Annotated in this window: 23 protein-coding genes; 7 read left to right on the forward strand and 16 right to left on the reverse strand. The window is 72.0% G+C overall.

Annotated features, from left to right (window positions below; translation table 11 throughout):
• Window positions 1–2 precede the first annotated feature (2 nt).
• Complete coding sequence (locus AB0Q90_RS38485; RefSeq protein ID WP_363163981.1) at window positions 3–830, reverse strand: enoyl-CoA hydratase family protein; 828 nt, start codon at window positions 828–830, stop codon at window positions 3–5.
• A gap of 306 nt (window positions 831–1,136) precedes the next feature.
• Here AB0Q90_RS38485 and AB0Q90_RS38490 point away from each other — a divergent pair, with 306 nt between their 5' ends.
• Window positions 1,137–1,589, forward strand: coding sequence for an ATP-binding protein (locus AB0Q90_RS38490; protein ID WP_363163982.1), 453 nt, complete (start codon window positions 1,137–1,139; stop codon window positions 1,587–1,589).
• On the opposite strand, the gene AB0Q90_RS38495 is transcribed toward AB0Q90_RS38490, so the two are convergent.
• From AB0Q90_RS38495 to AB0Q90_RS38505, 3 genes are all read right to left on the reverse strand, one after another.
• The gene (locus AB0Q90_RS38495) at window positions 1,549–2,982 is read right to left on the reverse strand and encodes an amino acid permease (RefSeq protein ID WP_363163983.1); all 1,434 of its coding nucleotides are present in this window, start codon (window positions 2,980–2,982) and stop codon (window positions 1,549–1,551) included. The two genes, AB0Q90_RS38490 and AB0Q90_RS38495, sit on opposite strands and share 41 nt — an antisense overlap.
• 95 nt (window positions 2,983–3,077) lie before the next feature.
• Window positions 3,078–4,085 (reverse strand): ornithine carbamoyltransferase, encoded by a 1,008-nt coding sequence (gene argF / locus AB0Q90_RS38500; RefSeq protein WP_363163984.1) that lies wholly within the window; start codon window positions 4,083–4,085, stop codon window positions 3,078–3,080.
• A 72-nt stretch (window positions 4,086–4,157) separates the two neighbouring features.
• Window positions 4,158–5,381 (reverse strand): arginine deiminase, encoded by a 1,224-nt coding sequence (locus AB0Q90_RS38505; protein WP_363163985.1) that lies wholly within the window; start codon window positions 5,379–5,381, stop codon window positions 4,158–4,160.
• A 127-nt stretch (window positions 5,382–5,508) separates the two neighbouring features.
• Here AB0Q90_RS38505 and AB0Q90_RS38510 point away from each other — a divergent pair, with 127 nt between their 5' ends.
• Together AB0Q90_RS38510 and AB0Q90_RS38515 are read left to right on the forward strand one after the other, a co-directional pair.
• Entirely contained in the window at window positions 5,509–6,513 is a 1,005-nt protein-coding gene (locus AB0Q90_RS38510) for an SPFH domain-containing protein (protein WP_363163986.1), read from the forward strand.
• Window positions 6,510–7,403 carry a hypothetical protein gene (locus AB0Q90_RS38515; protein ID WP_363163987.1) on the forward strand — a complete coding sequence of 298 codons (894 nt, stop codon included), beginning with the start codon at window positions 6,510–6,512 and terminating at the stop codon, window positions 7,401–7,403. Before AB0Q90_RS38510 ends, AB0Q90_RS38515 begins: the two co-directional genes overlap by 4 nt.
• Before the next feature lie 5 nt (window positions 7,404–7,408).
• Here the strand turns inward: AB0Q90_RS38515 and AB0Q90_RS38520 are convergent, their stop codons facing one another.
• The 4 genes from AB0Q90_RS38520 to AB0Q90_RS38535 form a co-directional block, all read right to left on the reverse strand.
• Window positions 7,409–8,239: a M55 family metallopeptidase gene (locus AB0Q90_RS38520; protein WP_363163988.1), complete on the reverse strand. Its 831-nt coding sequence runs from the start codon at window positions 8,237–8,239 to the stop codon at window positions 7,409–7,411.
• Between the two features lie 86 nt (window positions 8,240–8,325).
• On the reverse strand, window positions 8,326–10,863 hold the full coding sequence (locus tag AB0Q90_RS38525; protein WP_363163989.1) for a polynucleotide kinase-phosphatase: 2,538 nt from the start codon (window positions 10,861–10,863) through the stop codon (window positions 8,326–8,328).
• Window positions 10,860–12,347: a 3' terminal RNA ribose 2'-O-methyltransferase Hen1 gene (locus AB0Q90_RS38530; protein ID WP_363163990.1), complete on the reverse strand. Its 1,488-nt coding sequence runs from the start codon at window positions 12,345–12,347 to the stop codon at window positions 10,860–10,862. The genes AB0Q90_RS38525 and AB0Q90_RS38530 overlap by 4 nt, the downstream gene beginning before the upstream one ends.
• A 129-nt stretch (window positions 12,348–12,476) precedes the next feature.
• Complete coding sequence (locus tag AB0Q90_RS38535) at window positions 12,477–13,400, reverse strand: LLM class F420-dependent oxidoreductase (RefSeq protein ID WP_363163991.1); 924 nt, start codon at window positions 13,398–13,400, stop codon at window positions 12,477–12,479.
• Between the two features lie 239 nt (window positions 13,401–13,639).
• Here AB0Q90_RS38535 and AB0Q90_RS38540 point away from each other — a divergent pair, with 239 nt between their 5' ends.
• Window positions 13,640–13,834, forward strand: a complete 195-nt coding sequence (locus tag AB0Q90_RS38540) for a hypothetical protein (protein ID WP_363163992.1) — start codon at window positions 13,640–13,642, stop codon at window positions 13,832–13,834.
• Window positions 13,835–13,897: 63 nt separating this feature from the next.
• Here the strand turns inward: AB0Q90_RS38540 and AB0Q90_RS38545 are convergent, their stop codons facing one another.
• The 5 genes from AB0Q90_RS38545 to AB0Q90_RS38565 form a co-directional block, all read right to left on the reverse strand.
• Window positions 13,898–14,377: a DUF6099 family protein gene (locus tag AB0Q90_RS38545; protein WP_363163993.1), complete on the reverse strand. Its 480-nt coding sequence runs from the start codon at window positions 14,375–14,377 to the stop codon at window positions 13,898–13,900.
• A gap of 192 nt (window positions 14,378–14,569) precedes the next feature.
• Window positions 14,570–14,896, reverse strand: coding sequence for a nucleotide pyrophosphohydrolase (locus AB0Q90_RS38550; RefSeq protein ID WP_363163994.1), 327 nt, complete (start codon window positions 14,894–14,896; stop codon window positions 14,570–14,572).
• Complete coding sequence (locus AB0Q90_RS38555) at window positions 14,893–16,077, reverse strand: ATP-binding protein (RefSeq protein WP_363163995.1); 1,185 nt, start codon at window positions 16,075–16,077, stop codon at window positions 14,893–14,895. Before AB0Q90_RS38555 ends, AB0Q90_RS38550 begins: the two co-directional genes overlap by 4 nt.
• A 96-nt stretch (window positions 16,078–16,173) precedes the next feature.
• Complete coding sequence (locus AB0Q90_RS38560; RefSeq protein WP_363163996.1) at window positions 16,174–16,563, reverse strand: cell division protein SepF; 390 nt, start codon at window positions 16,561–16,563, stop codon at window positions 16,174–16,176.
• Between the two features lie 147 nt (window positions 16,564–16,710).
• Window positions 16,711–17,226, reverse strand: a complete 516-nt coding sequence (locus AB0Q90_RS38565) for a YceI family protein (protein ID WP_363163997.1) — start codon at window positions 17,224–17,226, stop codon at window positions 16,711–16,713.
• 126 nt (window positions 17,227–17,352) lie between these two features.
• Here AB0Q90_RS38565 and AB0Q90_RS38570 point away from each other — a divergent pair, with 126 nt between their 5' ends.
• Complete coding sequence (locus AB0Q90_RS38570; protein ID WP_363163998.1) at window positions 17,353–17,844, forward strand: MarR family transcriptional regulator; 492 nt, start codon at window positions 17,353–17,355, stop codon at window positions 17,842–17,844.
• A gap of 87 nt (window positions 17,845–17,931) precedes the next feature.
• On the opposite strand, the gene AB0Q90_RS38575 is transcribed toward AB0Q90_RS38570, so the two are convergent.
• From AB0Q90_RS38575 to AB0Q90_RS38585, 3 genes are read right to left on the reverse strand one after another with little or no spacing between them, the layout of a single operon-like run.
• Complete coding sequence (locus AB0Q90_RS38575; RefSeq protein WP_363163999.1) at window positions 17,932–18,858, reverse strand: MBL fold metallo-hydrolase; 927 nt, start codon at window positions 18,856–18,858, stop codon at window positions 17,932–17,934.
• On the reverse strand, window positions 18,855–19,085 hold the full coding sequence (locus AB0Q90_RS38580) for an acyl-CoA carboxylase subunit epsilon (protein ID WP_363164000.1): 231 nt from the start codon (window positions 19,083–19,085) through the stop codon (window positions 18,855–18,857). The genes AB0Q90_RS38575 and AB0Q90_RS38580 overlap by 4 nt, the downstream gene beginning before the upstream one ends.
• The gene (locus AB0Q90_RS38585) at window positions 19,082–20,647 is read right to left on the reverse strand and encodes an acyl-CoA carboxylase subunit beta (protein WP_363164001.1); all 1,566 of its coding nucleotides are present in this window, start codon (window positions 20,645–20,647) and stop codon (window positions 19,082–19,084) included. Before AB0Q90_RS38585 ends, AB0Q90_RS38580 begins: the two co-directional genes overlap by 4 nt.
• 246 nt (window positions 20,648–20,893) lie before the next feature.
• On the opposite strand from AB0Q90_RS38585, the gene AB0Q90_RS38590 reads away from it, so the two are divergent.
• Both AB0Q90_RS38590 and AB0Q90_RS38595 read left to right on the forward strand, forming a co-directional pair.
• Entirely contained in the window at window positions 20,894–21,310 is a 417-nt protein-coding gene (locus AB0Q90_RS38590) for a nuclear transport factor 2 family protein (protein ID WP_363164002.1), read from the forward strand.
• Window positions 21,303–22,073 carry an SDR family oxidoreductase gene (locus AB0Q90_RS38595; protein WP_363164003.1) on the forward strand — a complete coding sequence of 257 codons (771 nt, stop codon included), beginning with the start codon at window positions 21,303–21,305 and terminating at the stop codon, window positions 22,071–22,073. Before AB0Q90_RS38590 ends, AB0Q90_RS38595 begins: the two co-directional genes overlap by 8 nt.
• The last annotated feature ends 76 nt before the right edge of the window (window positions 22,074–22,149 follow it).

The raw sequence follows: 22,149 nt of genomic DNA on the forward strand, positions 1-22,149 counted from the left end.
CCCTACCTCCCCTGCCACTTCGGCGGGCGCTTCTCCGTGAAGGCCGCGTGGAACTCCGCGTAGTCCTCGCCGTTCATCAGCAGTGCCTGTGTCGCCGCGTCCATCTCCACCGCCGCCGCCAGCGGCATGTCCAGTTCCGCCGTCAGCAGCGCCTTCGTCTGGGCGTACGCCAGGGCCGGGCCCTCGGCCAGGCGGCGAGCGAGGGTGGCCGCCGCCTCGTCGACTCGGCCCTCGTCCGTGAGTTCGCTGATCAGGCCGATCCGCTCGGCCTCGGGGGCGCGCACCGGCTCGCCCAGCATGAGGAGGCGGGTCGCGTGGCCGAGGCCGACCACGCGCGGCAGCAGGTAGGCCGCGCCCATGTCGCCGCCGGAGAGGCCGACGCGGGTGAAGAGGAAGGCGAAGCGGGCGCTCGGGTCGGCGACCCGGAAGTCCGCCGCAAGCGCCAGGACCGCGCCGGCGCCCGCCGCCACCCCGTGCACCGCCGCGATCACGGGGAACGGGCACTCCCGTACCGCCCGTACGACCTGTCCGGTCATCCGGTTGAAGTCCAGGAGCTGGGCGGTGTCCATGGACAGGGTCGCGCCGATGATCTCGTCGACGTCGCCGCCGGAGCAGAAGCCGCGGCCCTCGCCGGCCAGCACCAGGGCGCGTACCGCCCGTTCCCGGGACAGCTCGGCGAGCAGGTCGCGCAGGTCGGCGTAGGCGCCGAAGGTGAGGGCGTTGAGTTTCTCGGGGCGGGCGAGGGTGACGGTGGCGACGCCGTCGGTGAGGTCCAGCCGCAGGTGCTGCCAGCGGGGGGTGCGGGCGGCGGAGCCGGTGAAGGGACTCATGACGTGCGGCCTCCTCGGGCGGGCGGCGGGCGGCACTGCCTCACTGGGCTCTACCCTTCGACGCTATCACTCATTCGTGACTGTCGTCAGGATGGCGCAATAGAGCGAGGAGACGTGACCCTGTCCCGTCACATCCGTCACGGCTCGTCGACACCCGCGTAACGGCGGGATCAGACGTGCGAGGCCCGCCGTTCATCCGGGTAAGCCGCCCGATAGCGGGGCCGAAGGTCCCGTACGGTGCCCGTCGGACGCCTCTGCCGGGCGGCGCCGTACCATTCATAAGGTTGAAAGCAGGACAGCCTGCTCATGAACGGACCCGCCGTGCTAGAACGCTCCTCCCCCTCCGCTTCCTGGCGCATCGCGCTGCCGCACACCGTCGCGGCCGTGCCGGTGGCGCGCGCTCTGGTCCGCACGGCACTGGCCGACCTGGAGCACACCGCCGACAGCGACACCGCCGAGCTGCTGACGGCGGAGCTCGTCGCGAACGCCGTGGAGCACGCGGCGGGCGAGGGGCCCATAGAGCTGGTCGTGGAGCTGCTGCCGAGCGGCTGCCAGGTCGAGGTGCACGACCCGGACCCGCAGCCGCCGGGCAATCTCACCCAGCCGTGCGTCGGTGAGCCCGACCCCTGGCAGGAGCATGGGCGCGGCCTGTTGCTGATCCGCGCCCTGAGCTCGTCCTGCGGTCACCGCCCCACCGAGTCCGGCAAGGCGGTGTGGTTCAGACTGCCTGCGGTTCCCGCTCAGTGGCGTCGGGTGTGACGGTCGCGTTCCCCAGCCGGGAGTTCCGGCGGCCGTAGCCCGCGTAGAGGGCGAGTCCCACTGCGAGGAACACCGCGAACTGGAGCCAGGTCGTCCAGCCCGTCTCGTACATCAGGTACAGACAGAAGCCGACACCGAGCAGGGGGACGACGGGGTAGAGCGGCACCCGGAAGGTGCGGGGCAGGGCGGGCTCGCGGCGGCGCAGGGCGATCACGGCGATGTTGACCACGGCCATGACGGCGAGCGTGCCGATGGTGCACAGGTTGACCACGGAGTCCAGGGACGCGAACGCGGCCGGCAGTGCGAAGACGATCGCGACGATCAGAGTGCCGGCCACCGGGGTCGAGGTGCGCGGGGAGACCTTCTCGAAGACGGGCGGGATGAGGCCGTCGCGGGACATCGACAGCAGGATGCGGGTCTGGCCGTACATCACCGCGAGGACCACCGAGGCGATGGCGACGACGGCACCGAAGGCGATGATCGCGCCGCCGACGGAGGAACCGGTGACCTCGTTGACGACGTACGACAGCGCGGCGGGGCGGCCGCCGACCTCGTCGCCGCCGATGGCGCCGATCGCGGCGAGCGCGACCGCGCAGTACAGCAGCGTGACCAGGCCGATGCAGACGAGGATGGCGACCGGGATGTCCCGGCGCGGGTTCTTCGCCTCCTCGCCGGCCGTGGTGATCGCGTCGAAGCCGATGTAGGAGAAGAAGGCGGCCGTGGTGCCCGCGCCGATGCCTCCGAGGCCGGCCGGGGAGAAGGGCGTGAGGTTGCCGTCCTTGAAGGCGGTGAAGCCGATCGCGCAGAAGGCTACGAGGATCGCGAGCTTGAGCACCGCCATCGCGGCCGTGGCGCGGGCGCTCTCGCGCACACCCCGGACGAGGAGTACGGCGGCCATGGCGATGACGATCACGGCGGGGAGGTTGACCGCTCCGCCGTCGGCGGGGCCGGCGGACAGGGCGTCCGGCAGCTGCAGGCCGATGACGCTGTCGAGCAGTTCGTTGACGTACTGGCTCCAGCCGACCGCGACGGCGGAGACGGACACGCCGTACTCCAGGAGCAGGCACCAGCCGACCAGGAAGGCGATGCGCTCGCCGAGGCCCGCGTAGGCGAAGGAGTACGAGGAGCCGGAAACCGGGATCGCGCCGCCCAGCTCGGCGAAGGCGAACGCGGTGAGGACGCAGGTGATCGCGGCGAGCAGGAAGGAGACGACGACGGCCGGGCCGGCCTGGGCGACCGAGTCGGACAGGCCGACGAAGATGCCGGTGCCGACGATGGCGCCGACGCCGAAGCAGATCAGCTGGAACAGGCCCATGGTCCGCTTGAGGCCGTGGCCCTCGCGGTCGGCGCCGGATTCGGCGATCAGCAGGGCGGGCGGTTTGATGCGGGGCATGCGGGTGGTGCTCGTTTCTCATGATTGCGACGGATGGTCGCGGTCGGCGGCCGCGGAAGGGGTGGCTCCGGGCCGCCGGACAGCATAAGGCCTGGTCAGGCCAGGGTGGCTACCAGGATGGCCTTGATGGTGTGCATCCGGTTCTCGGCCTCGTCGAAGACGACCGAGTGGGCGGACTCGAAGACCTCGTCGGTCACTTCGAGGGAGTCCAGGCCGTGGGTTTCGTGGATCTCGCGGCCGACCTTGGTGCCCAGGTCGTGGAATGCGGGCAGGCAGTGCAGGAACTTCACGTCCGGGTTGCCGGTGGCGCGCAGCACGTCCATCGTCACGGCGTACGGGGCGAGGGCCTTGATCCGTTCGTCCCAGACCTCCTTGGGCTCGCCCATGGAGACCCAGACGTCGGTGGCGACGAAGTCGGCGCCGAGGACGCCCTCCTCGACGGTCTCGGTGAGGGTGATCCGGGCGCCGCTGGCCTCGGCGAGGTCCCGGGCGCGGCCGACGATCTCCTCGGCGGGCCAGTAGGCCTTGGGGGCGACGATCCGTACGTCCATGCCGAGCAGGGCGCCGGTGACCAGGTAGGAGTTGCCCATGTTGAAGCGGGCGTCGCCGAGGTAGGCGAAGGCGATCTCGTTCAGGGGCCTCGCGGTGTGCTCGGTCATGGTGAGCACGTCGGCGAGCATCTGGGTGGGGTGCCAGTCGTCGGTGAGCCCGTTGTAGACGGGCACACCGGCGTACGCGGCCAGCTCCTCGACCCCCGCCTGGCTGTCCCCGCGGTACTCGATGGCGTCGAACATCCGCCCGAGGACGCGGGCGGTGTCCTTCACGGACTCCTTGTGCCCGATCTGTGAGGCGGAGGGGTCGAGATACGTCGTCGAGGCGCCCTGGTCGGCGGCGGCGACCTCGAAGGCGCAGCGCGTACGGGTCGAGGTCTTCTCGAAGATGAGCGCGATGTTCCGGCCCCGCAGATACTGGGTCTCGGTCCCGGCCTTCTTGGCCGCCTTCAGCTCCGCGGCCAGCTCGACCAGGCCGCGGAACTCCCCCTCGGTGAAGTCCAGCTCCTTGAGGAAGTGGCGGCCGGCGAGGGCGGTGGGGACAGTCGCCATGAGGCGCTCCAGGACATGCGGGGACACGTAACACTGGAAGTCTATACGACTTCTTGCATTTCTATACGGACGCTATACGGCACCCCGCTCGACCGGGCAGCTCATGCACCGCGGCCCGCCCCTGCCCCGGCCCAGCTCGCTGCCCGGGATCTCGATCACCTCGATGCCCTGTTTGCGCAGGTGGGTGTTGGTGGTGGAATTGCGCTCGTAGGCGACGACGACGCCCGGCTCGACGGCGAGGACGTTGCAGCCGTCGTCCCACTGCTCGCGCTCGGCCGCATGCACGTCCTGGGTCGCGGTCAGGACCCGGATCTCGTTCAGCCCGAGGGCGGCGGCGATCGCGCGGTGCATGTGCTCCGGCGGGTGGTCGGTGACCTTCAGCTCCTTGTCGGCGACGCCCGGCTCGATGGTGTACGAGCGGAGCATGCCGAGACCGGCGTACTGGGTGAAGGTGTCGCCGTCGACCATCGTCATCACGGTGTCGAGGTGCATGAAGGCGCGCCGCTTGGGCATGTCGAGGGCCACGATCGTCTGCGCGGAACCCGCGGCGAACAGCTTGTGCGCGAGCATCTCGACGGCCTGCGGGGTGGTTCGCTCGCTCATACCGATGAGGACGGCGCCGTTGCCGATCACCAGGACGTCCCCGCCCTCGATGGTGGACGGGTAGTCGGCCTGCCCCTCGGACCAGACGTGGAACGTTTCGTCACGGAACAGCGGATGGTGCCGGTAGATCGCCTCGAAGTGCACGGTCTCGCGCTGCCGGGCGGGCCAGCGCATGGCGTTGACGGAGACGCCGTCGTAGATCCAGGCGGAGGTGTCGCGGGTGAAGAGATGGTTGGGCAGGGGCGCGAGCAGGAAGTCGTCGAGGTCCATGCAGTGGAAGCGCACCGAGACGGGCTCCGGGTGCGCGTCGAGGAACTCGCGCTTGGTCATGCCGCCGACGAGCGCCTCGGCCAGTTCGGCGGCGGCCAGGCCCTCGAACGCGGCACGGAGGTGGTCGGTGGCGAGGACCCCGTACTCCTTCTCGTCGAAGACCCGGTCCAGGACGAGGGTGCGGGCCGCCGGGATCGCCAGGGCCTCGGTGAGCAGGTCGCCGAAGAGGTGGACGGTGACCCCTCGGTCGCGCAGGACGTCGGCGAACCCGTCGTGCTCGGCGCGCGCCCGGCGCACCCAGAGCACATCGTCGAAGAGCAGGGCGTCCTTGTTGCTGGGGGTGAGCCTTTTGAGCTCAAGATCCGGCCGGTGCAGGATGACGCGGCGCAGCCGCCCGGCCTCGGAGTCGACATGGAATCCCATGCCTCCATCCTGACCATCGACGCCCCTGTTCACCCCCTGCTTGACCCTTCTCGTTCTCGTCCCCTTGACGATAAACGGGTGGGGCGATTATCGTCGTGCTGACGAAAATCGCGGAGGGGAAGCACACATGGCCGACATCACCCGGCGCCTGGGCTGGCGCCATCTGCGCGGCACGCCGACGGCGCACATCCGGCACCACCGCGGCGGAAAGCTCCTGCACGACGGTCCCGGCCTGAGCTTCTGGTTCCGCGCGCTGACCGCCGCCCTCTCCGAAGTTCCGGTCGACGACCGGGAGTTGGCGATGACCTTCCATGCGCGGACGTCCGACTTCCAGGACGTGGCGGTGCAGGCGACGGTCACCTACCGGATCGGCGACCCGGCCGTCGCCGCGGCCCGCCTGGACTTCTCCATCGACCCGGACACCGGGGCATGGCGCGGGGCGCCGCTGGAGCAGCTGGGCACCCTGCTGACCGAGACGGCCCAGCAGCACGCGCTGGACGTCCTGGCCCGTACGTCACTGTCGTCGGCGCTGGTCGACGGGGTGGCGGCGGTACGGGAGCGGATCGCGGCGGGCCTCGGCGCGGAGCCGCGGCTGCCCGCGACCGGCATCGAGGTGGTGGCCGTACGGGTCATGGCGCTGCGGCCGGAGCCGGACGTGGAGCGGGCGCTGCGCACCCCCGCGCGCGAGCAGATCCAGCAGGAGGCCGACCGGGCCACGTACGAGCGGCGGGCCGTGGCCGTCGAGCGGGAGCGGGCGATCGCCGAGAACGAACTGGCCAGCCGGATCGAACTCGCCCGCCGCGAGGAGCAGTTGGTGGAGCAACGGGGCACGAACGCGCGCCGGGAGGCCGAGGAGCAGGCGGCCGCCGACGCGGTGCGGGCCGAGGCAGAGGCGGCGCGTTCCGTACGGCTGGCCCGGGCCGAGGCCGAGGGCGCGCGGGAGGTGGGCGAGGCCAGGGCGCAGGCCCAGGCGGCCTGGCTGCGGGTGCACTCCGAGGTGGACGTCGCGACGCTGCACGCCCTCACCGGGACGCGGCTGGCGGAGAACCTGCCGAGGATCGAGAACATCACGGTCTCCCCCGACGTCCTCACCGGGCTGCTGGCCAGGCTGGGCAACCAGGAGCAGCCGTGAGCCTCGCGCCACGGGCCGTCCTCGTCCACCGGACCACGGAGTACGAGGAGTTGGTGGCCCACCACGGCACCCACGGCCAGGCCGCCTTCTTCCTCACCTCGCGCGGACGGGACATCGAGGAGGTCGCCGAGCGGCACCGCGGGACGCGTCGCGCCCTGGCGGAGGTGGCCTCGGCCGTTCCCCTGACCTGGCGTCAGGCCCGGGTGGAGCGGGCCGACTTGGACCGCTTCCTGTTCGCGCCGGAGGACGTGGTGGTCGTCGTCGGGCAGGACGGTCTGGTGGCCAACGTCGCCAAGTACCTCGCGGGGCAGCCGGTGATCGGCATCGACACCGATCCCGGCCGCAACCCGGGCGTCCTCGTACGGCACCGGCCCGCGGACGCGGCGCGGCTGCTGCCGTCCGCCACGACGGCCCGTGCGGACTCGTTGACGATGGTCGAGGCCGTCGCCGACGACACCCAGCGCCTCGTCGCGCTGAACGAGATCTACCTGGGCGCGGCCGGACACCGGACGGCCAGGTACCGCCTGGGCCTCGACGGCGACGGGGGTGTCGCCGAGGCCCAGGCCTCGTCCGGGGTGCTGGTGGGCACCGGGACGGGGGCCACGGGCTGGCTCCGCTCGCTCTGGCAGGAGCGGGGCGCGTCCCAGCGGCTGCCCGGGCCCACCGAGGAACGGCTCCTGTGGTTCGTGCGCGAGGCGTGGCCCTCCCCGGCGACCGGCACGAAGCTGGTCGCCGGGGAGCTTGCGCGGCAGGACCGGCTGACGGTCACCGTGGAGTCCGAACGGCTGATCGCCTTCGGGGACGGAGTGGAGAGCGACGCGGTGGAGCTGACCTGGGGGCAGACGGTGCGTCTGGGGGTGTGCGGGGAGCGGCTGCGGCTGGTGGGGTGAGCGGCTCAGCAGTACGGGGGCTGGTTGGTGAGGGAGGACGCCACCCGCATCCATACGCCGAACAGCCGGTAGAGGGCGGGGAGTTCGCCGCTCGCCTCGACGGTCCTGCTGTCCGTCGCGGTGACCCCGGGGATGCCCGTGAGCGTCGCGGGCACCGACGCCGACTGCCAGCGGACCACCAGTGTGGCGGGGCTCGCCGGGGCGGCGGGCCGTGCGGGCGGCGTGCTCAGCGCGGCGGCGACGGTCTCCTCGATCGCCCCGCGGGCCTCCTCGGTGGGCCGCAGTTCGGCCGTGAAGCGGTCGCGGGCGAACTTCACGGGGACGGTGCGGACCGTGTCGTCCCACGCGGAGGTCTCCGCGCAGGCCGCGTCGTCACCGGTGAGAGCCACCAGGGGGACACCGATCGCCGCGGCCGTGGCGTGGGCGAGGCCGATCTCGCCCACCGGCCGGCCGTCCAGCCAGATGTCCTCGATCTCGTGCCCCATGAAGCTGTGGCTCAGCACACCGAGGGCCCCGGCCCGGGAGTGGTAGCCGACGCAGACCATCGCGTCGTACTCCCCGGTGAGCCCTTCGAGCATGCCCATCTGCTTCGGCTTGCCGCGCACGAGCCGGGCCGCCGGGTGCAGGGCCTCCGGCAGCAGGTTGCGCATCGGGCCGTGCGCGTCGTTGACGAGGACGTCCGTGGCCCCGGCCGCGACCGCGCCCCGCACGGCCGCGTTGACGTCCTCGGCCATCATCAGCCGGCCCCGCTCGTAGTCCCGCCCGCCGGGCTGGACGTCGTCGCGGTCGACGAGGCCGGTGATGCCTTCCATGTCGGCGCTGATGTAGATCCGCACAGTGTGTACTCCTCGGGCTTGATCATCCGAAGGATGTCACGCCCGAGGAGTACGGCGGCGTCACAGCCGCGGGTCCACCGGTCCCGTCACAGCCGCGGGTCCACCGGCTCCGACTCCAGGGCCAGCACCCCGAACACCGCCTCGTGCACCCGCCACAGCGGCTGGCTCTCGGCCAGCCGGTCCAGCGCCTCCAGGCCGAGCGCGTACTCGCGGATCGCGAGGGAGCGCTTGTGGTTCAGGAAGCGCTGCCGCAGCCGGGCGAGGTTGTCCGGGCGCGTGTACTCCGGGCCGTAGATGATCCGCAGGTACTCGCGGCCGCGGCACTTGATGCCGGGCTGCACCAGGCGGCCCTGCTCAGTGCGCACCAGCGCGCCCAGCGGCTTGACGACCATGCCCTCGCCGCCGCGGCCCGTCATCTCCAGCCACCAGTCGACACCGGCCTGGACCGACTCGGGATCGGCGGTGTCGACGTACAGCCGCCTGGTCGTCTGCAGCAGGCCGCTGCCGTCGTGCTCCACCAGCCGGTCGAGCAGGGCGAGCTGCTCGTCGTGCGGCAGGTCGGCGAGGCTGCGGCCCTGCACCGCGAGGATCTGGAACGGTGCCAGGCGTACGCCGTCCAGGCCGTCGGTGGTCCAGCAGTAGCGTCGGTACGCCTCGGTGAACGCGGCCGCGTCCGACGCCCGCCCCCGCTGGCGCGCCAGCAGGTCCGACACCTCGACGCCGCGCGCCGCCGCACCCTCCAGCGCGGCCAGCGCACCTGGGAACACCGCCCCGGACGCGGCGCCCACGGCCGCGTACTGCGAGCGCAGCAGACCCGACGCCTTCAGCGACCAGGGCAACAGCTCGGCGTCCAACAGCAGCCAGTCCGTGTCGAGTTCGGCCCACAGACCGGCCTCGCCCACCGCCGTCCGCAGCCGGTCGAGGATCGCCTCCGTCACCGACTCGTCGGCGAAGAAGGGGCGCCCGGTACGGGTGTAGAGCGAGCCCGTCGGCCCTTCGACACCGAAACGCCTGCTCGCCGTCTCCGCGTCGCGGCACACCAGCGCCACCGCCCGCGAGCCCATGTGCTTCTCCTCGCACACGACCCGGGCGACGCCGTCCTCCTCGTACTGCGCGAACGCCTCGGCCGGGTGCTCCAGATAGCCCTCGACGTGCGAGGTCGCCGTCGGGGCCATCGTCGGCGGGAGGTACGGCAGCAGCCGCGGGTCCACGGCGAACCGGCTCATGACCTCCAGGGCCGCGGCGGCGTTCTCCTCGCGCACCGTGACACGACCCGCGTGCCGCGTCTCGACCACCCGGCGCCCGTGCACGTCCGCCAGGTCCAGCGGCCGCCCGTCCTGACCGCCCGGCGCCTCGCTGCGCAGCGGCTTCGTCGGCTCGTACCAGACCCGCTCGGCCGGTACGTCGACCAGCTCGCGCTCCGGCCAGCGCAGCGCCGTGAGCTTGCCGCCGAAGACGGCGCCGGTGTCCAGGCAGATGGTGTTGTTCAGCCAGGTGGCCTCCGGCACCGGAGTGTGGCCGTACACCACGGCCGCCCGGCCCCGGTAGTCCTCCGCCCACGGGTAGCGCACCGGCAGGCCGAACTCGTCGGTCTCCCCGGTGGTGTCGCCGTACAGCGCGTGCGAGCGGACCCGGCCGGAGGTGCGGCCGTGGTACTTCTCCGGCAGTCCGGCGTGGCACACCACCAGCCGCCCGCCGTCGAGGACGTAGTGGCTGACGAGCCCGGCGATGAACTCCCGTACCTCCGCGTGGAACTCCTCGCTCTCGCCCGCCATCTGCTCGACGGTCTCGGCGAGTCCGTGCGTCTGCTGGACCTTGCGGCCCTTCAGGTAACGGCCGTACTTGTTCTCGTGGTTGCCGGGCACGCACAGCGCGTTGCCCGACTTCACCATCGACATCACACGGCGCAGCACGCCGGGGCTGTCCGGGCCGCGGTCGACGAGGTCGCCGACGAAGACGGCGGTACGGCCCTCCGGGTGCACGCCGTCGACGTAGCCCAGCTTGCCGAGCAGGGACTCCAGTTCGGCGGCGCAGCCATGGATGTCGCCGACGATGTCGAAGGGGCCGGTGAGGTGGGTGAGGTCGTTGAACCGCTTCTCGGTGACGACGGTGGCGTTCTCGATCTCCTCGACGCCGCGCAGGACGTGCACCTTGCGGAAGCCCTCGCGCTCCAAGCGGCGCAGGGAGCGCCTGAGTTCGCGGGTGTGGCGCTGGATGACCCGCCTCGGCATGTCGGCCCGGTCGGTGCGGGCCGCGTTGCGCTCGGCGCACACCTCCTCCGGCACGTCCAGCACGATGGCGATCGGCAGTACGTCGTACTTCTTCGCCAGCTCGATCAGCTGCCACCGGGAGTCCTGCTGCACGTTGGTGGCGTCGACGACGGTACGACGGCCGGCCGCGAGCCGCTTGCCCGCGATGTAGTGCAGGACGTCGAAGGCGTCCCGGCTCGCGCTCTGGTCGTTCTCGTCGTCCGAGACCAGGCCGCGGCAGAAGTCGGAGGAGATCACCTCGGTCGGCTTGAAGTGCCGGCGCGCGAAGGTCGACTTGCCGGAGCCGGAGGCGCCGACGAGCACGACGAGGGAAAGGTCGGTGACGGGCAGGGTGCGCCCCTTGGTCTCGGTCATGCGGCCTTCTCCTCCTTCTTGTCGTGGTCGGCGCGCTTGTCGTTGTCCGCGCGCTTGAAGACGGCCATCTGGGTGGGCGGGCCGACCTCGGGGTCGTCGAGTCCGACGGGGACGAACTCCACGCCGTAGCCGTGCCGTTCGGCCACGGCGTCCGCCCAGGCGCGGAACTCCGCGCGGGTCCACTCGAAGCGGTGGTCGCCGTGCCGGACGTGTCCGGCCGGGAGGGACTCCCAGCGGACGTTGTACTCGACGTTCGGGGTGGTCACGAGGACGGTCCTCGGGCGGGCGGAGCCGAACACCGCGTACTCCAGGGCGGGCAGCCGGGGCAGGTCGAGGTGCTCGATCACCTCGCTCAGCACGGCGGCGTCGTAGCCCCCCAGCCGCTTGTCGGTGTAGGCGAGGGAACCCTGGACGAGCTTCACCCGGGACGCCTGCCGCTCCCCCATCCGGTCCAGCTTCAGCCGGCGCCCGGCGATGGTGAGCGCGCGCACGGACACGTCGACGCCGACGATCTCGGTGAAGGCCGGGTCCTTGAGCAGGGCCTGCACCAACTGGCCCTGGCCGCAGCCGAGGTCGAGGACGCGGGCGGCGCCGGTCTCCCGGAGCACGGCGAGAATCGCGTCCCGGCGCTGCACGGCGAGCGGCGTGGGCCGCTCCTCCTCCTCGGACTCGGCCTCGACGGCGTTGTCGATGTCCTCGACCTCGCTGTCGTCGGCCTCGGCCAGCCGCACCAGCTCCAGCCGCTCCATCGCCTGCCGGGTCAGCGACCAGCGGCGGGACAGATAGCGGCTGGTGATCAGCTTCTGCTCGGGGTGCACCGGCAGCCAGCCCTCACCGACGCGCAGCAGCTTGTCGACCTCGTCGGAGGCGACCCAGTAGTGCTTGGCGTCGTCGAGGACCGGCAGCAGGACGTACAGGTGGCGCAGCGCCTCGGCGAGGGTCAGCGCCTCGGACTCCAGAACCAGCCCGACATAGCGCGAGTCGCCCCACTCCGGGAACTCGGTGTCCAGCGGGACCGGTGCGACGGTCACCGCCCAGCCGAGCGGCTCGAAGAGGCGCCGGACGAGCTCGGGGCCGCCGCGCGCGGGCAGCGCCGGGATCTCGATGCGCAGCGGACGCGGCTGTGCCGGCAGGTCCGGCTTCGCCGTGCAGGTGCCCTTCATCGCGCTGGAGAACACACTGCTCAGTGCCACGGCGAGCAGCGAGGAGGCGGCGTAGGGGCGGTCGTTGACGTACTGCGCGAGCGCCGCGTCGGGGGCGCCGCCGCGGCCCTTGCCCTTGCCGCGCCGGACCAGTGCCACCGCATCGACCTCCAGCAGCAGCGCCGCCGTACAGCGTTGGGCGTCCGCCTCGGGGTAGAGGACGTGCGCCTTGCCGTAGGACGTGGAGAACGCCTGCGATTTCTCGGGATGCTTGTGGAGCAGGTAGCCGAGGTCGGTCGCGGGGCGTTCCGGAGTGCCGGTGGTGGTGATGGTCAGGAACACGGTGGGTGTCCTCGAAGTTGTGGTCTGAACTGCGGATATGCACACCGTACAGACCGGTCATCGGCAGCATCCGGGATTTTTTTCCCTGCCGGGGGCGGGCCGTGCCGCACGGCACGGCCCGCCGGAGTGCTACGACAGCTGCGACTGCACCTGGGCGGAGATCAGCTCCAGGTGGTCCAGGTCGGACAGGTCGAGGAGCTGGAGGTAGATGCGGCCCGCGCCGATCCCGGCGTACCGGCCGATCTTGTCGACGACCTCGGCCGGGGAGCCGGCCAGGCCGTTGGCCTTGAGTTCCTCGACCTCGCGGCCGATCGCGGCGGCGCGGCGGGCGACCTCCTGGTCGTCCTTGCCGACGCAGACGACGAGGGCGTTGGAGTACGTGATGTCGTCCGCCTTGCGGCCGGCCGCCTCGGCGGCGGCGCGCACCCGGCCGAACTGCCGGTCGCTGTCCTCGACCGAGGCGAACGGCATGTTGAACTCGTCGGCGTACTGCGCGGCCAGCCGGGGCGTACGGGTCGGGCCGTGGCCGCCGATCAGCACCGGGATCTTCGCCTGCGCGGGCTTGGGCAGCGCGGGCGAGTCGGTGAGGTCGTAGTAGGTGCCGTGGAAGTCGAAGGTCTTGCCGACATCCGTCGCCCACAGGCCCGTGACGATCGCCAGCTGTTCTTCCAGGCGGGCGAACTTCTCCTTCGGGAAGGGGATGCCGTAGGCCTTGTGCTCCTCCTCGAACCAGCCCGCGCCCAGGCCGAGTTCGACGCGGCCGCCGGACATCCGGTCGACCTGCGCGACCTGGATGGCGAGCACGCCGGGGAGCCGGAAGGTGCCGGCGGTCATCAGGGTGCCGAGGCGGATGCGCTTGGTCTCGCGGGCGAGTCCGGCGAGGGTGATCCAGGCGTCGGTGGGGCCGGGCAGGCCGTCCGCGGAGCCCATGCTGAGGTAGTGGTCGGAGCGGAAGAAGGCGTCGAAGCCGAGATCCTCGGTGGCCTTCGCCACGGTGAGCAAGGTGTCGTAGGTGGCCCCCTGCTGGGGCTCGGTGAAGATGCGAAGATCCATACGTCCATCCTGCACGGTCGGGTCATGGTCAACCCCACCGGTCCCTCCGGCCCCACTGCGCCCCGGTCGGGTGAAAATCCGGCAACGGCGTACCCGGGGCGGTTACACGCCAGTGACCCGGTCCGGTGATGATCGTTGGCTCGGGCGGAGCCGGACCGCCCGGCGCCCGCGCCGGCTGCTTGTCGCCGGGGCGACACCCGCGCCGGCCTCTGCTGGGGCCGGGGGCCGAGGAGGCCGTCATGTCCGAAGAATCCGTGCCGCAGCAGGGCGGGGCCGGTGGTGCCGAGGGCGCCGCCGGCCGCCCGAAGGGGCTGCTGCAGCAGATGGAGGAGCTGATGGCGGCACTGAACGCGGACCTGTCTGCGTTGGACGCGGATCTGCAGTCCGCGGGGGGTTCGGGGGCGGGGAGGCCCGATCCGACCGAGAGGGCCTGAGGCCCGGTCCGACAGGGGGCCCTGAGGCCCGGTGCGTCGGAGAGGCCCTGGGCCGCACACTCCCTACCCCGCCTCCCGTTCCTCCTGTAACAGCTGGTCCCGGTCCCGGTCGGCCAGTCTGCGCAGCATTTCCAGGACGCGGTCGCGTGACTCGTCGGCCGCGTCGATCGCCTCCATGCACTGCCAGTAGGTGCCCTCGTCGACCGCCGAGCTCGCCAGGCCGACGAGGGCTATGCCGACCTCGCCGAGGAGGCCGCCGAGGTACATCAAGGCCTGGCGGGCGTCGCCCAGTTCGGTGAGCTGGGCCGCGCGCAGGTCCGCGGTGTCGAGGGCGGGGGTGTCCAGCACCCCGCAGCCGCGGCCCGCCAGCTCGGTCAGGCCCAGTGCCTCGCCGCGCAGTTCGGGTGGGCCGAAGACCGCGAGACGGCTGCCGATCGCCTGGGCCAGGGCCTGTGCCTGCCAGACCTCCGTCATGACCTCCGGCGGTTCGCCGCTCCCCGCCAGGGCGCGTCTGCTCGTCACGATGAGCCGCACCGCGTCCATGCGCTGCCCCCGGTCTGTCCGACACGCCCACGGCGCGTCCACCCGAACTCCGTTGTCCACTACCCAGAGTGAGGGCGTGTGGGACGAAAAGCCAGAGGAAGACGGAAATCTGCGGACAACAAATCGGTTTCGGGCGGCTGAACGAATGCGGAGAGTGAAAGCGGATCGAGTCGCTCCCGTGGATGCCCCCGACTACGGCGCCGGGAACCGCCGTTCGTTCCGGTCGATCTTCGCGTCCAGCGCCGCCAGGAGGTCGATGTCGAGGACCTCGCACAGCTGGAGCAGGTAGGCGAGCACGTCGGCGACCTCGTCCGTGACGCGGTGCGCGGTGTCCGGGTCGGCCATGACGCGCGCCGACTCCTCGGGCGTCAACCACTGGAAGATCTCGACGAGTTCGGAGGCCTCCACACTGAGCGCGGCGACGAGGTTCTTGGGGGTGTGGTACGGCTGCCAGTTGCGGGCGGCGGCGAACTCGGCCAGCCGGCGCTGGAGCTTTGCCACGTCGAGAGGTTCGGTCACGGGTTCAGGTGTACCACCGTGGCGCCGGGCACCCGGCCGGCCCAGGACCCGTCGCTCACGGCACCGACGAGTCGGATGTGGCCGCGGTCGCACATCCGGGCCGCGAGCCGCAGCAGTTCGACGCGCTGTCCGGGGTCCAGCGAGCGGTCGAGACCGTCGGCCAGGACGGTGAGCGTCTGCATGGCGGGGGGCACTTCGCCGGCCGCGTCGACCTCCAGCACCCCGGGTCCGGTGAGCAGCACCAGGGTGAGCGCGAGATACCGGAGTTCGCCGTCGCCGAGCCGGCCGAACTCGGTGCGGGTCCCGCCGCCCCGGTCGAGCACGGCCCGGACCGTGCCGTCGGTGAGGGGCTCGGCGAACACGTCCTCGACGGGTCCCGCGCATCCGGCGCGCACCGCCACGACGAGCTGCTGATGGCGCCGTACGCATTCGGACCGGGTGCGCCACAGCACGTCGGCGAGGTTGTCGCAGCCGCCGAGCAGCCGTCCCGAGCCGGTCGGCACGGGGACGCGCATCCAGTCGGGCCGCGGATCGCAGGCGAACACCGAGCGCAGGGCCACCACCATCTGCTCGGCGGCGGCGAGGACGCGGCGCTGCCCGTCGGTCTTGCCGGCCACGCGCAGGGGCAGCAGCGCGGTGCCGAGCCGGTCGTCGGGCAGCGGGGCGCGGGTGACGGGGGCGGACCCGGCGGTGTGCCAGGCGGCCTGCACGGTGCGCCGACCGGGGTCCCGCAGGGCGGTCTCCAGCAGGGTCAGCCCGTCCGCCGTCAACCGCTCCCCCGCGATGCGCAGTTCCGGCTCGACCTGTACGGCGACGTCGAGCCGGACCGGCCCCTCGGGTCCGTCGGCCGTACAGCCGATCCGGAAGCCCCGGCGGCGTTGCGCGTCGGGCCGGGCCCGCTCCGGGACGCAGGACACCGGGTCGGGGAAGACCTCGCCGAGCGCGGCGCCACCGCCGAGCCGGGCGAGTGCCTCGTAGGCCCGCAGCGCGCTCGTCTTGCCGCAGCCGCTGGGGCCGGCGAACAGGGTGAGCGGTCCGAGCGGGAACCCGGCGCGGCGGTGCCCGGCGAAGGCGGACAGCCGTAGTTCGGTGAGACAGGGCCGGTTCGGCGCCGCGGGCTCTGCCGGCGTCGTTAAGGCCGGCGCTGCGCGGGGCGTGGGGGACGCGGAGGGCGCGGTCATATCCGGACCGTAGGGCTCCGGCCGTGCGGCGAACCGTTCCGTCGCCGGTGCCTTCCTACGATCGAGGGACCGCGGAACCGGTCGGCCGCCCCGCTCTCAGGACCCGGGGACTCCCGCGCTCTCCATGATCCCGCTCACCTCGGTGCCGTGCGGGGTCAGCAGGAAGACGTTCCGGTCGACGCGGTGCATGCCGCTCGACAGGCCGAAGACGACGCCCGTGCTGAAGTCGAGGACGCGCTTGGCCACCTCTGTCTCCGCGCCGGTCAGGTCGAGCAGGACGGGGATGCCGGCCATCAGGGTCTCGGCGACCTCACGGGCGTCGCCGAACACATTGACCCGCAGGACGACGAAGCGGCGGCGCGGCTCCGTCGCCGCCTCGGGGAGCGAGCGGTGGTCCACCGCCGACGGCCAGGCGTCCCGGCCGCGCAGGGGTACGACCTGGGCGAGCCCTTCCCACTGTTCATCGGTGACGTCGTAACGGTTCACCGGCTCCCCCCGAACTGACTCGCCTTCAATGCCTGCACCAGCCAATTCTTACGCCAAGTCACCCGTCCGGCCCAACACCGACACGGGGCGCCGCGCCGTTCCGGGGCCGCGGGGAGGGTGCGCAGCCCGGCACTGGGGGTGGGTTCGTCAGCCGTTCTGGCGGGTGAAGCGGAGTGTGGCGGTGACCGTCGTCAGGCCGCGGATCATCCCGAGCTGGTTCCAGCCCATGCCGAACTGGTCGCGGTCCACGCTGAATTCGGTCTTCAGGGTGAGCCCGGCGGCGTCGCGGCCGACAAGGCGCGCGGTGACGGACTGGGGCCGGCTGATGCCGCGGACGGTGAGCTGCCCCTCGACGTGGACGGCGTCGTCGGAGCGGAGTTCGGCGCCGCGCACCGCGAAGGTGATCTCGGGGTGGTTCCCGACGTCGAAGAAGTCGGCGGACCGCAGGTGCTTGTCGCGTTTGGCGTTACGGGTGTCCAGGGAGGCGGCGTCCAGGGTGACGGTGCCGACGGCGCTGCCGTCGGGCCGCACCTCGCCCTGGCCGGACACCGCACCGAAGGCGCCCTTCACATTCACCAGGCCCCACATCGTGCGGTGCTGGACGGCGACGGTGGTGGCGGTGGCGTCGAGCTGCCACAGGCCGGTCTCCAAGGCGACGGTCATGATCGTTCTCCTGTCGGGTCGGCGAACCGAAGTTGGTACTCCAAATTTGGATGACCCACGCTAGCCGACTATCCAAAATTGAACAACACCCTGGTTCAAAAATGGACAACAGGTACACTCGCCTCCATGGCCGAACAGCAGGAGCACCTCACCGACCAGCCCGGATGCCCTTCCGCCCGGGGTGACGGACTGCTGCCGGCCGAGCTGCGCTCCTGGATGCTGATGCTGGCCGCGACGGCGGCCGTGGAGCAGCGGCTGCGGACCGTCGTCAAGGACCTCCTCGATGTCTCCCACGACGAGTTCCTGGTCCTGTGCCTGCTGGCCGAGCAGCCCCGGGAGGGCCTGCGCATGACCCGGATCGCTGAGCTCCTGGGCCGCCCCAAGACCCGGCTCACCTACCAGATCGCCTGCCTCCAGCACGCCGGGCTCGTCACCCGCCAGTCGGTCTGCGGCGACAGGCGCGGCGTCGTGGTCGCGCTCACCGACAAGGCCCGCGGCCTGCTCGCGGAGGCCTCCGAGCCGCTCGCCCGGACGGTCACGGAGTCCCTCGGGAAGGTCATGGGCCCCGCCGAGCGCGAGGCGATGTCCGCGCTGCTGCCGGGGCCGGACGAGCACTGAGCGCCCCGCCGGGGGTGCGGGGGCGAGAGCGCTGCGGCGGCAACCACAGCGCGGGCCGGACAGGAACCGCCCCCGTCCGGCGCAGCGTTACGCGTGGCAGGTGGGGAGCCTGCCGTCGTTGTACTTGATCATTTCGCCGAACGCCTCTGCCACGTCCACCGTCCGGCCGGAGGCGATGGCCTCGCGTTCGTCGAGTTCCGCGTACGCCCGGTGCAGGTTTCCGACGACGCGTTCGAACTCGGTGAGGTGGCCGAAGGTGCCCCGGCCCGCCTCCTTGGCGGCGACCAGCGGAGTGAGGTGCTGCGCGCGCCCTTCCGTGGCCACGCGCTGGATCCAGCGCAGGTACTCCTCCGTCTCGTCCAGGACCTCCGGTCCACGGACGGGACCGTGACCGCAGACCACCGTGCGCGGGCGCAGCGCCCGCAGCCGGGCCAGCACCTCCAGGGAGCCGGAGACCGAGCCCATCAGGACGAAGGGAGAGCTGCCCGCCATCGCGATGTCCCCGGCGAACAGCACCCGCTCGGCCGGCAGCCAGGCCACCACGTCGTCGGTCGTGTGGGCGGGCCCGAAGTGGAGCAGCTGCACCTCGCGGTCGCCCTGGTGCAGCCTGAGCTCGCCGTCGAAGGTGATGTCGGGGAGCCTGACGGACAGCTCTCCCCAGGACACGTCCGGCCAGACGCCGGTGAGGGCCAGGCCGTTGCGCGCCATCTCGGCCCGGGTACGGCGGTGGGCGACGACGGTGGCGCCCTCGAACGTGCCGTTCCCGTGGGTGTGGTCACCGTGGTGGTGCGTGTTGACGAGCAGCCGCACCGGGCCCCGCCCCAGCCCCTGGACGGCCTCCCGCAGGGCCGCGGCCCGGGCGGCCGTCGCGGCCGTGTCGACCAGGAGCAGGCCGTCCGGCCCGGCCACCACACCCGCGTTGCTCAGACACCATCCGCCGTCGGGCTGGAGGTGGGCGTACACCCCGTCGGCGACCTCGGTCAGCTCGGTCCGCAACCCCGCGAACGAGGTCATGAAACCGCCGCCCAGTACGGGTATCCGGGCGCCGCCCAGCCGGTGCCACCGCCCCCGTGCTGCGTCCAGGCCACGGCCGGCGGCGGTACGGGCAGGGGCTCCACCGTGGCCTCCGTACGACGTCCCGCGAGCGCCAGCAGGACCGTCAGCACGGCCGAGAGCTCCTCGGCCGTGGGCTCGCCCCGGAGCACCTTCACGGTGTGCGCCGTCTCCTCCGCCGCGCTCATTGGGGCTGGTTCCCGTGCTTGCGGGACGGCCGCTCGGCGTGCTTGCGGCGCAGGGTGCGCAGGGCGTCGATCAGCCGGATGCGGGTCTCCGCCGGGTCGATCACATCGTCGACGAGGCCGCGCTCGGCCGCGTAGTAGGGGTGCATCAACTCGGAGCGGTACTCCTTCACCAGCTGCTCGCGCGTGGCCTTCGGATCGTCCGACGCGGCGATCTCGCGCCGGAAGACCACGTTGGCCGCGCCCTCGGCGCCCATCACCGCGATCTCGTTGACCGGCCAGGCGAAGGACACGTCACAGCCGATGGAGCGGGAGTCCATGACGATGTACGCGCCGCCGTAGGCCTTGCGCATGATGACCTGCACCCGGGGGACGGTCGCGTCGCAGTACGCGTACAGCAGCTTCGCGCCGTGCCGGATGATGCCGCCGTGCTCCTGGTCGACACCGGGCAGGAACCCGGGGACGTCGACGAGGGTGACCAGCGGGATGTTGAAGGAGTCGCAGAACCGCACGAACCGCGCGGCCTTCTCGGAGGCGGCAATGTCCAGCGAACCGGCCTGCACCATCGGCTGGTTGGCGACGATGCCGGTGACCTCGCCGCCCATCCGGACCAGGGTGCAGACCACGTTGCGCGCCCAGTTCTCGTGGACCTCGAAGAGGAAGCCGTCGTCGACGATCTCCTCGATCACGTCCCGGACGTCGTAGGAGGCGCGGGGGTCGGCCGGAACCATGTCCAGCAGCGCCTCGGTGCGCCGGTCGACGGGGTCCGACTCCTCGACCGACGGCGGGAGTTCACGGTTGTTGGCGGGCAGCAGGGAAAGCAGGAAGCGGACGTTCTCCAGGCACTCCTCCTCGTCGTCGAAGGCCGCGTGGGCCACGCCGGAGGCGGTGGAGTGCGGGTCGGCGCCGCCGAGCCCGTCCATGGTGATCTCCTCGCCGGTCACCGCCTGGACGACGTCCGGGCCGGTGATGAACATCTGCGAGGTGCCCCGCACCATGAAGACGAAGTCCGTGAGCGCGGGCGAGTAGGCGGCGCCTCCCGCGCAGGGACCCATGATGACGCTGATCTGCGGGATGACCCCGGAGTTGCGGACGTTGCGGGCGAAGATGCCGCCGTAGCCGGCGAGCGCGGTGACGCCCTCCTGGATACGGGCGCCGGCGCCGTCGCACAGGCCGACGACCGGGGCTCCGGCTGCCGTCGCGAGGTCCATCAGCTTGTGGATCTTCTGGGCATGCGCCTCGCCGAGCGCCCCGCCGAAGATGCGGAAGTCATGGGCGTAGACGAAGACGGTACGGCCGTACACCTTGCCCCAGCCGGTGATCACGCCGTCGGTGTGCGGGCGGCGGGCCTCCAGGCCGAAGCCGCTCGCGCGGTGCCGGCGCAGGCCCTCGGTCTCGGTGAAAGTGCCCTTGTCGAAGAGGCGGTCGATCCGCTCGCGTGCGGTCAGTTTTCCCTTGGCGTGCTGCGCCTGGGTCGCCCGCTCCGAGGGACCGCGGCGCACCGACTCACGCAGTTCGTGAAGTTCGGCCGTCCGTTCCCGGAGTGGAGGGGTAGTGCGGTCCATTGACGCTCCTCACAGGTCGTCAAGCGGCTTGTTCAGCCCGTTCTCGGAACGCGTGGCCGACAGAGTGCGACCGGGGACTAAAGCGCCGGTGGAGCTGGGCTCAGGGGCGGTACGCGGGACGGGACACGCCTGCCGAGCGTGGGCGGGGCTGCTCAGGCCGGGGTCGAGCAGCGCTCCAGCAATCCGACGGACCATGCGGGCCGACCTCGGAGGACTCCTCGCGGAGGAGAGAGAGGAAGGGGTCCCATGACGTACACGTCGGGGGAAGTGCACGGCCGGATCAGTCAGTTCTACGCCCGTCAGATGCGGATGCTCGACGACGGGGCGGTCGAGGAGTGGGCGGACACGTTCACCGAGGACGCCGTCTTCGAGGAGCCGTCGCTGCCCGAGCCGTTGAAGGGGCGCGCGGTGCTGGTCGAGGCCGCCCGGCGCCGCGTGGGTGCACTGGCCGCGCAGGGGCGCGTCCGGCGGCACTGGCTGGGCATGCTGGATGTGTTCGAGGGGGCCGAGATCGGCGTGCTGCACACGCGCTACTACGCCCTGGCGCTGTCGACCGGTGGGGACGGGGTGCCGTCGTTCCATTCGAGCACCGTCGCCGAGGACGTGCTGGAGGCCCACGGGGACGCCTGGCTGGTGCGGCACCGGTCGGTGCGCAATGACTGAGCGCGCGGCGCTCGGGGACGACGCGCCGGTCGCCCTGGTCACCGGGTCCACGTCCGGGATCGGGGCGGCGGTGGCGCGTCGGCTCGCGGCCGAGGGGATGCGGGTCGCGGTCAACTCCGTACGCAGCAAGGAGGCGGGCGAGGAGCTGGCGGCGTCGCTGCCGGACGCGGTGTACGTCGCGGGCGACATCTCCGTGGCCGAGGAGGCGGAGGGGCTGGTCGCGGCCGTCGTCGAGCGCTACGGGCGGCTGGATGTGCTCGTCAACTCCGCCGGTGTGACGCGGGTCGTGCCGCACCAGGATCTCGCGGGGGCGAGTGCCGAGGTGTGGCGGGAGATCCTCGATGTGAACGTCGTCGGGACGTGGCAGATGTGTGTGGCCGCGATGCCGCATCTGCGGGCTGCGGGTGGGGGCGGGCGCGGGGGCGGGTGCGTGGTGAACGTCTCGTCCGTGGCGGGCGTGCGGCCGGCGGGGAGTTCCATTCCCTACGCCGTGAGCAAGGCGGCCATCAATCACATGACGCGGTTGCTGGCGGCGGTGTCCGGGCCCAAGGTGCGGGTGAACGCGGTGGCGCCCGGGCTGACGGAGACCGAGTGGACGGCCGCGGGTGGGTTCGAGGGTGCTCGGCAGTGGATGCGGGAGCAGTCGCCGCTGCGGAGGGTGGGGGCGCCGGAGGATGTGGCCGAGGCGGTGGTCGGGCTGGTGCGGGCTCGGTGGGTGACGGGGGAAGTGCTGTTGGTGGATGGGGGGACGCATCTGCGGTGACGGGGGTTGCGGTGCCCTGCGTTTGCGGGGTGCCGTCGGTTGTTGCGGGCCGGGGGTGGGTCGCGCAGCCCGGCGC

The sequence above is a fragment of the Streptomyces sp. NPDC079141 genome, assembly GCF_040686775.1.
Taxonomy (GTDB): domain Bacteria; phylum Actinomycetota; class Actinomycetes; order Streptomycetales; family Streptomycetaceae; genus Streptomyces.